Source organism: Enterovirga sp. (assembly GCF_035325185.1).
Taxonomy (GTDB): Bacteria; Pseudomonadota; Alphaproteobacteria; order Rhizobiales; family Beijerinckiaceae; genus Enterovirga.
On the sequence record NZ_DAOLAJ010000128.1, the window covers coordinates 1 to 8,375 of the forward strand.

The following is an 8,375-nucleotide window of genomic DNA, read 5'->3' on the forward strand; positions in this document are numbered from 1 at the left end:
AGCCGCCCGGCTGAATGACGGCCGTCGCGCCCGCCTCGGCGGCGGCGAGGAGCCCGTCCGCGAAGGGGAAGAAGGCGTCGGAGGCGACGACCGAGCCCTTCGCCAGGCTCTCGGGCAGGCCGGCCGTCCTCGCCGCCTCCGCCGCCTTCCAGGCGGCGATGCGCGAGGAATCGACCCGGCTCATCTGGCCCGCGCCGATGCCGACGGTCGCCCCGTCCCTGGCATAGACGATGGCGTTCGACTTCACGTGCTTGGCGACGCGGAAGGCGAAGCGCAGATCCGCGAGTTCCCTCTCCGAGGGCGCGCGTTTCGTCACCACCTTGAGGTCCATCGCATCGACGACGGCGTTGTCGCGGCCCTGGGTCAGGAAACCGCCAGCGACGGTGCGGAAGGTGAGGCCCGGCGCGCGCGGATCGGGCAGCGAGCCCGCGAGCAGGAGGCGCAGGTTCTTCTTGGCGGCGACGATGGCGACCGCCTCCTCGTCCGCCTCGGGGGCGATGATGACCTCGGTGAAGATCTCGACGATCTTGCGGGCGGCGTCGGCGTCGAGCCTGCGGTTCAGCGCGACGATTCCGCCGAAGGCCGAGACCGGGTCGCAGCGAAGCGCGCGCTCATAGGCCTCGACGAGGCTCGCGCCCTCGGCGACGCCGCAGGGATTGGCGTGCTTGATGATGGCGACGGCGGCGGTTCGGGCGGGGTCGAACTCGGCCACGCATTCATAGGCCGCGTCGGTGTCGTTGACGTTGTTGTAGGAGAGCTGCTTGCCCTGGATCTGGCGTGCCGTGGCGACTCCCGGCCGCGCCTCGGGCGAGCGGTAGAAGGCACCCGCCTGATGCGGGTTCTCGCCGTAGCGCATGGCCTCGGCCAGGGTGCCGCCAAGGGCGCGGATGGGCGGCGCGACCTCGCCGATCGCGCCCGCGAACCATGAGGAGATCGCCGCGTCGTAGGCGGCGGTGCGGGCATAGGCTTTCTGGGCCAGCGCCTTGCGCAGGGCGAGCGAGGTGCTGCCCTCGTGCGCGGAAAGCTCCGCGAGGACGCGCTCGTAATCGGCGATGTCGACCACCACGGCGACGTCGCCGTGGTTCTTGGCCGCCGCGCGGATCATGGCCGGTCCGCCGATATCGATGTTCTCGACGCAATCCCCGTAGGGCTTGCCCGCCGCGACCGTCGCCTCGAAGGGGTAGAGGTTCACGACGAGGAGGTCGATCGGCTCGATCCCGTGCGCCTCCATGGCGGCGCGGTGCGAGGCATCGTCCCGGATGGCGAGAAGGCCGCCATGGACCCCCGGATGGAGGGTCTTCACGCGCCCGTCCATCATCTCGGGATAGCCGGTGAGGTCGGAGACGTCGCGGACCGGCAGTCCGGCCTCGGCGAGGGCCTTGCGGGTGCCGCCCGTCGAGACGAGATCGACGCCGCGCTCGTGCAGCGCCCTGGCGAAGGGCACGAGCCCGGTCTTGTCGGAGACGGAAAGGAGCGCGCGGCCGATGCGCCGCAGATCGGTGGGCATGTCGGGTTCCGGGTCGGGGAAGATTGCGGGCCGCTTAGCATGCGCCGCCGCGATGCGGAACGGAGAGCGACGAATCAGCTGCGGATGAAGAGCCAGCGCAGCGAGCAGCCGGCATCGCCCTCGGCCGGCGGCAGGGGCACGAGAATCTGCTGCGTCCCGCGCCGGCCTTCGGTGACTGCGAAGAAGAGGCTCGGCGCGAGGCGGGGGGCGGACCCGGTCGCGCCGGCCGCGCCGGTCGCGCCGAAGCGCCAGCGTTCGCCGCCCGGCAGGTCGAGGACGATGCCGCCCTCTTCCTCGCGCGCGCTCACGCTCGGGTGGAGGTGGAAATGCAGTACCGCCCGGGCTCCCGGATGGGCCGAGCGCCCGGCGAACCGGATGGCGTCCTCCCCTTCCAGCTCGCTGCCGTCGGCCTTGAGGCGGAGCGTGCGGGTATGGATCGCGCCGAATTCGGCGAGATAGCCGTCATGGGAGGCGGTGAGCGTCAGGACGTCTTCGGCGGCCTCGCGCGTGTTGCGGGCCTCCCGGACCCCGCCGACGAGGACCGGACCGAGGCGCCGCACGAGATAGGCCGCGGCGCGGCTTTTCGGAACCGTCTCGTCGCGGTCGATCAGGGTGCCGGCGGATTCGCCGTCCAGCACGAGCGTCGAGTGGGACGCGGTGCGGCGCGCGCTGTCCTGGGCCGGGCCCGGATAAGGCGGGGCGCCGCAATTGACCACGATGCGGCTCGCCCCGCTCGACATCTCGAAGGCGAGGGGGCCGGCATGGGCGCCGGCCGAGAGGGCGAGCGGCGGCGTGCGGCCGATATCGGCGATCACGAGGGTTCCGCGGGCCTCGAGCCGCGCATAGCCGGGAGCCGAGCCGTCGGCCTGCGCCTCCCGCCCGCCCGAGAAGATGAGCGCGAGATCGCCGGGCCGGGTCGGCCCGGTGCCGTTGAAGAGCGCAAGCTCGCCGCTGCCGTGGCGCATCGAGGCGAGGATCGGCAGGGCGCGCTCGACGGCCTGCTCGATCCCGGCGGGGACCGCGAGGGCGCGGCTCTCGTAGAGCAGCCGGAGCGGCAGGAGGTCGAGCAGGAGCGCGGCGAGCGCGCTCGCATTGCGCGCGAGCGGCGCGTCCGCGGCCAGGACCTGTCGGGCGAGCTCGCTCTCCAGCACGCGGCTCGCGCGCGGGACCTGCGTCTCGATGCCGGTCGAGGACAATCCGGCATAGGCGACGCCGATGGCCGCCGCGAGGCGGTCGGAGGGCGCCGGCGAATCCGTCATGGCGCGGCGCAGGATGGCGGCGTCGCGGCCGAGCCGCCGCAGATAGCGGTGGTAGAAATCGTGGTCGGCCTCTTCGAGGAGGAGGGGCGAATGCGCCGTCATCGCCATGATGCGCCGCGCGACGACCGCCGGCCGCCGCGCGACCCCGCGCTCGAGGACGCGCCGCGGCGAGCGGAGCGCCGCGAGCGTCAGCCGCCGCGCGATGCTGCGACCCTCCTCGGGATCGGCCGCGCGCAGGTCGCGCAGCCAGCCGAAGCCGTACAGCTCCTCCGCCCAGGCCCAGTTCGGCGCCTCGACCTCGAAGGGCGAAAGGCCCGGCATGGCGGGAGGATGGCGGTCGGCGAAGACGTAGAGCCCCAATGCCATCTCGGCGGCGACGCCCGGATCGGCCGTGCGCAGATCCTGGGGCGCGAGGAGCAGCCGCGAGGGCATCCGGTTCCACCGGAAGGGCCATGCGAGCCGGCCGAGCCGGGACAGGCAGTCGCGCCCGGCCTCGCCGAGGGCCGCCCGGACGACGGGCCACCTGACGGATTGTGTCCTGGCCAGAAGCGCTCCTTTCGCGCGAGCCTGCGACTCGACATTCACTTCGTGCGGACGAGCCTTACCGCATGGAAGCCGTCAAGTCCGGGCCGCCAGCTCTCCTGCGCCGCTTCGGGCCCCTGCGCCCACAGGTCGGGCGCGCTGCGCAATTCGCCCGCCGGCGTCAGCATCTCCGGCCCGACGCCCTGCTCGCCGGTCGTGATGGGCAGGCGGGCGAAATCGCCCCGGCGCGCGAGGAAGGCGGCGGCCTGCTCCTCGCCCTCCTCGGGTTCGAGCGAGCAGACGCAATAGACGAGCCGCCCGCCCGGCCGCACGAGCCCGGCCGCGCGGTCGAGCAGCGCGGCCTGCCTGGCGGCGAGGATGCGGATATCCTCCTCGGATCGGGTCCAGCCGATATCGGGATGGCGGCGCAGGGTGCCGGTCGCGGTGCAGGGCGCGTCGAGCAGCACCGCGTCGAAGGGCGCGGCCTCGAAGGACAGCGCATCGGCGCAGACGATCTCCGCCGAGAGCCCGAGCCGCGCCAGATTGGCTGCGAGGCGCTCGAGGCGGCTCGCGGAGCGGTCGAGCGCCGTGACCTCGGCGCCGGCGGCGGCGAGCTGGGCGGTCTTGCCGCCCGGCGCGGCGCAGAGGTCGAGGATGCGCTCTCCGGGCTTTGCCTCCAGCAGCCGGGCCGGGATCGCCGCCGCCGCGTCCTGGACCCAGAAGGCGCCCTCGGCGAAGCCGGGAAGCTCCGTCACGGGACGGCGGTCGAGGATGCGCAGGCTGCCGGTCGGGAGCAGGATGCCGCCGAGGCGCGCGGTCCATGTCTCGGGCTCGGTGCGGCAGGTGAGGTCGAGGGCCGCCCCCGCGAGCTGGGCCGCCGCGATCGCCTCGGTGCGGGCTTCGCCCCAGTTCCGCCGCCACCGCGCCGCGAGCCAGCCGGGCAGCTCGGCGCTCGCCTCGCAGGCGAGGCCGATCTCCTCCCGCTCGCGCGCGATGCGCCGCAGGACGGCATTGACCATCCCGGACAGGTGCCGCGTCCGGTCGCTCTCCCGCGCGAGCCGGACGGCAAGATCGACCGCGGCATGGTCGGGCGTGTCGAGGAACAGGATCTGGGCGGCGCCGGTCGCGAGGATCGCCGTCACCAGGGAATCGCGGGGCATGCCCTTGGCGAGGCGCTCGCCGAGCGCGCGACCGATCGTGCCGAAATGCCGGAAGGCCGTCACCGCGATGGCGCGGGCAAGCGGCTGCTCGCCCTCCCGCGCGAGCGCCTCGTCGAGGGTCGCCTCGCGGTCCAAAGCCGCGGCGAAGGCCAAGGCCGCGGCGCGGCGCTCGGCGAGTCCCGGCGCGTCGCGGCCCCCTCGGCGGGGAGGGCGGCCCTGGCGAACCCGCATTCTCAGCCTCCCCAGGGCCCGCGCCCGCCCGGCCGCCCGCCCCAGGGAGAGGCGGGCGCGCCGGAGGCGAAGCCGCCGCCGCTCGGGGGAGCGCCCGTCACGCCCATTTCCTGCGCGAGCTGGTGCAGGGCGGCGACGCGGTTCTGGGTCGCGGGATGGGTCGAGAACATGTTGTCGATGCGCCCGCCCGCGAGCGGGTTGACAATGAAGAGCGGGGCGGTGGCCGGATGCTGCTCGGCCTGGGGGTTCGGGATGCCGCGCGCTCCCGCCTCGAGCTTCAGGAGGGCGGAGGCCAGCGCGTCGGGCCGGCCCGAGATCAGCCCGCCGTCGCGGTCGGCGACGTATTCGCGCGCCCGGCTGATGGCGAACTGGATGATCGCGGCGGCCATCGGCGCGAGGAGCATGGTGAGGATCCTCATGGCCGGGTGCGGGCGGCCGTCGCCGCGCCCCCCGAAGAGGAAACCGAATTGCGCCAGCGTCGAGATCGCCCCTGCGACGGTCGCGCTGACGGTCATCAGCAGCGTGTCGCGGTTCTTGATATGGGCCAGCTCGTGCGCCATCACGCCCGCGATCTCGTCGCGGTTCAGGATCCGCAGGAGGCCGGTCGAGATCGCGACGGCCGAATTCTGCGGATTGCGCCCCGTCGCGAAGGCGTTGGGCTGGTCCTCGTGCAGGATGTAGACCCGAGGCATGGGCAGGCCCGCCTTCTGCGCGAGTTCGCCGACGAGCTGATACAGCTCCGGCGCGCTGGCGGGATCGGCTTCCTGCGCCTTATGGGCGGCGAGCGCCATGCGGTCGGAATTCCACCAGGCGAAGAGATTCGTGCCGGCGGCGATCACGAGCGCGATCCACATGCCGTTGCCGCCGCCGAGGCCGTAGCCCACCACGCCGAACAGGGCGGTCAGCGCCGCGAGCAGCATGCCTGTCTTGACGACGTTCATCGATCCCTCCACCTCCTCGGCATGTCCGATGCCGACCCCTATCACGCGGGCGATCCCGCTTCTCCTGAAAAGGAAGCCACGCCGCAGGAGCGCCGCGCCGCAGCGGCGAAGCGCGCTTTGGCCGAGGCAGCCGAGCGCCGCGCGGCGATCGACGCCCATGCCCGCGCCGCCGCGCCGGTTCCCGAACAGGCCGGCCGCGGCGGGCTCGAGCCCGTCCGCTACGACGACTGGGAGATCGAGGGCCGGGCCGTCGACTTCTGAGAGACGTCTCGCTCAGCCTTCCCGCGGCGGCAGGCAGGCATGGGCGAGGTCGAGGAAGGCGCGGGCGCGGTGGGAGAGGGGAGAGGGGCGGGCCGATCGCCAGTCGATCCCGTGCTTCTCCTCGGAGGACATCTCGCCGAAGGTCCGCTCGAAGCCTTCGGGCAGGAAGATCGGATCGTAGCCGAAGCCGCGCTCGCCACGCGGCGGGACGAGGCGGCCGAAGACGCGGCCCTCGAACAATTCCTCGTGGCCGTCCGGCCAGGCCACCACCAGGGCGGAGACGAAATGGGCGCGGCGGCGATCCTCGCCGATGCCGCGCAATTCCAGCTCCCGCGCGACGCGCGCCATGGCGGCGGCGAAATCGGCCGGCTTGCCCGCCCAGCGGGCGGAGAAGATCCCCGGCGCCCCGTCTAAAGCCTCGACGGCGAGGCCTGAATCGTCGGCGAGGGCGGGGAGCCCGCTGGCGCGGGCGGCGGCCCGCGCCTTGATCGCCGCGTTCTCGGCATAGGTGGTGCCGGTCTCGTCGGGCTCGGAGAGGTCCAGTTCCCCGGCGGAGACGGCCTCGATGCCGAAGGGCGCGAGCAATTCGCGCATCTCCGCGAGCTTGCCGGCATTGTGGGTCGCGATCACCGCGCGGCCCGAGAGGCGTCGGGCGCTCACCCGGCCACCACCGCCTTCTGCCGGGCGACGAGATCGGCGATGCCGGCCCGCGCGAGGCTCATCATGGAGAGCAGCTCGGCCTCGGAAAACGGCTTGCCCTCGGCCGTTCCCTGGACCTCGACGATGCCGCCGGAACCGGTCATGACGAAATTGGCGTCCGTCTCGGCGGCCGAATCCTCGGCATAGTCGAGATCGAGCACCGGCACGCCCTGGTGGATGCCGCAGGACACCGCCGCTACATGGTCGCGCAGCGGATCGACCGAGATGATCGAACGGGCGCGCATCCAGGCGAGGCAGTCGCGCAGCGCGACCCAGGCTCCGGTGATCGAGGCCGTGCGGGTGCCGCCGTCGGCCTGGAGCACGTCGCAATCGATCGTGATCTGACGCTCGCCGAGGGCCGGCAGGTTCGTGACCGCCCGGAGCGAGCGGCCGATGAGGCGCTGGATCTCCTGCGTGCGGCCCGAGGGCTTGCCCGAGGTGACTTCGCGCCGCGTGCGCTCGTGGGTCGCGCGCGGCAGCATGGCATATTCGGCCGTGACCCAGCCGCGGCCCGAGCCGCGCAGCCAGGGCGGCCCCCTCTCCTCGAGAGAGGCGGTGCAGAGCACTTTCGTATTGCCGAAGGAGACGAGGCAGGAGCCCTCGGCATAGCGGGCGACGGCGCGTTCAAGGGTGACCGGACGCAACTCGTCCGGCCGGCGCTGGGAAGGCCGTGCCATGATATCTCCGTGGGTGACCGGGCGCGCTGTGTAAGGAGCGCGAGCCCGCCGGGCAAGCCGCGGGCCGCCGCAGGTGCTGGAAAAGTGGGCCGTCCCGGCGCTCCCTCGGGCGCCGGCCGTGGCCGGCGCCGCGCGTTCCTCGCCGCTCAGCGGACGATGCGCACAACTTCCCGCGTGTCGGGATGGAGGAAGACCACGCGGTCCTGCGGCGAGACGAAGAAGTCGTAGCGCGCGTCGCGCACCATGCCGCGGGTGGAGATGTTCACCGCCGGCATGGTGTCGACATAGCCGGGAACGGTCGAGCCGCGCCGCAGCACGATCGGATGGCGGTAATCGGCGTTCGGCGGGTTCACGTAGCGGGGGCCGGTCTGCTTCAGCACGGTCGGAGGCACGACCGCCCAGCCGTAACTCGTATAGCCCACCGCCGCCCGGCGGGCGGGTGCCGGATCGTAGACGCCGGCCGGCGGACGGCCGAGGGCGCTTCCGACGATCGCGAAGGGGGCTTCGATCACGGTGGCGACAGGGCGCACCACGATATCCAGCGGCTGCTGGGCCAGGGCCGCCGTCGAGATGCCCGCTCCGAGAAGCAGGGCCGAGACGGCCAGGACGGGTTTCGGAACATACCGCATGAGAGTTCTCCCGGACCTTGAAGCGTCGATGCATACGCAACCGGACTCTCCTCCCGCGCATGGCGGGACGCTCCTCATCGACGCGAACTCAACGGCGGCTTCCCCGCTTCGTTGCCGGATGCGTCAAATCGACCAGGGCCCGCCGGGAGAGAGAGACACAAGCCCGCGGAGCGGGCCGGCCGCATCCGGCCGGCGCCACGGTGCAAGACCCGCCGGATCGGTCCGGCGGGCATGTCCGGGAAAGTGTCTCAGTCCTTTTTGTCCAGCGGCCGTCCGAGAAGCCGGGCGAATTCCGCCTCGATATCCTCGATCGAGAACGGGTCCGCGCTTGCAGGTGCCGCCTTTTCCTCCGGCTTGGGTGCAGGTGGAGGAGGCGGGACCGGCGCCGGCGCGGGTTTCGGCGGCGGGGGCGGCGCAGCCGGGGGCGGCGGGGGGGCGGGGGGGGGCGGGGGGGGGGGGGGGTGGGGGGGGGGGGGGGGGGGGGGGGGG

8 protein-coding genes are annotated in these 8,375 nt (G+C 73.1%); 1 reads left to right on the forward strand and 7 read right to left on the reverse strand.

Annotated features, from left to right (window positions below; all coding sequences use genetic code 11):
- The 4 genes from purH to htpX form a co-directional block, all read right to left on the reverse strand.
- Positions 1-1,507 (reverse strand): bifunctional phosphoribosylaminoimidazolecarboxamide formyltransferase/IMP cyclohydrolase (gene purH, locus PKD06_RS17400; RefSeq protein WP_324382337.1); only part of this gene is annotated, 1,507 nt, incomplete at its 3' end.
- 74 nt (positions 1,508-1,581) lie between these two features.
- The gene (locus PKD06_RS17405; RefSeq protein ID WP_324382339.1) at positions 1,582-3,198 is read right to left on the reverse strand and encodes a heparinase II/III family protein; all 1,617 of its coding nucleotides are present in this window, start codon (positions 3,196-3,198) and stop codon (positions 1,582-1,584) included.
- A 149-nt stretch (positions 3,199-3,347) separates the two neighbouring features.
- Positions 3,348-4,679 carry an RsmB/NOP family class I SAM-dependent RNA methyltransferase gene (locus PKD06_RS17410; RefSeq protein ID WP_324382341.1) on the reverse strand — a complete coding sequence of 444 codons (1,332 nt, stop codon included), beginning with the start codon at positions 4,677-4,679 and terminating at the stop codon, positions 3,348-3,350.
- A gap of 2 nt (positions 4,680-4,681) precedes the next feature.
- Positions 4,682-5,620 carry a zinc metalloprotease HtpX gene (gene htpX / locus PKD06_RS17415; protein ID WP_324382343.1) on the reverse strand — a complete coding sequence of 313 codons (939 nt, stop codon included), beginning with the start codon at positions 5,618-5,620 and terminating at the stop codon, positions 4,682-4,684.
- Positions 5,621-5,641: 21 nt separating this feature from the next.
- Here htpX and PKD06_RS17420 point away from each other — a divergent pair, with 21 nt between their 5' ends.
- Positions 5,642-5,881, forward strand: coding sequence for a DUF1674 domain-containing protein (locus PKD06_RS17420; RefSeq protein WP_324382345.1), 240 nt, complete (start codon positions 5,642-5,644; stop codon positions 5,879-5,881).
- A 12-nt stretch (positions 5,882-5,893) separates the two neighbouring features.
- On the opposite strand, the gene rdgB is transcribed toward PKD06_RS17420, so the two are convergent.
- The 3 genes from rdgB to PKD06_RS17435 form a co-directional block, all read right to left on the reverse strand.
- Positions 5,894-6,541: an RdgB/HAM1 family non-canonical purine NTP pyrophosphatase gene (gene rdgB / locus PKD06_RS17425; RefSeq protein ID WP_324382347.1), complete on the reverse strand. Its 648-nt coding sequence runs from the start codon at positions 6,539-6,541 to the stop codon at positions 5,894-5,896.
- A complete protein-coding gene (gene rph / locus PKD06_RS17430) occupies positions 6,538-7,257 on the reverse strand; it encodes a ribonuclease PH (RefSeq protein WP_324382349.1) in 720 nt (239 codons plus the stop codon). The genes rdgB and rph overlap by 4 nt, the downstream gene beginning before the upstream one ends.
- 146 nt (positions 7,258-7,403) lie before the next feature.
- Entirely contained in the window at positions 7,404-7,886 is a 483-nt protein-coding gene (locus PKD06_RS17435) for a hypothetical protein (RefSeq protein ID WP_324382351.1), read from the reverse strand.
- Positions 7,887-8,375 lie beyond the last annotated feature (489 nt).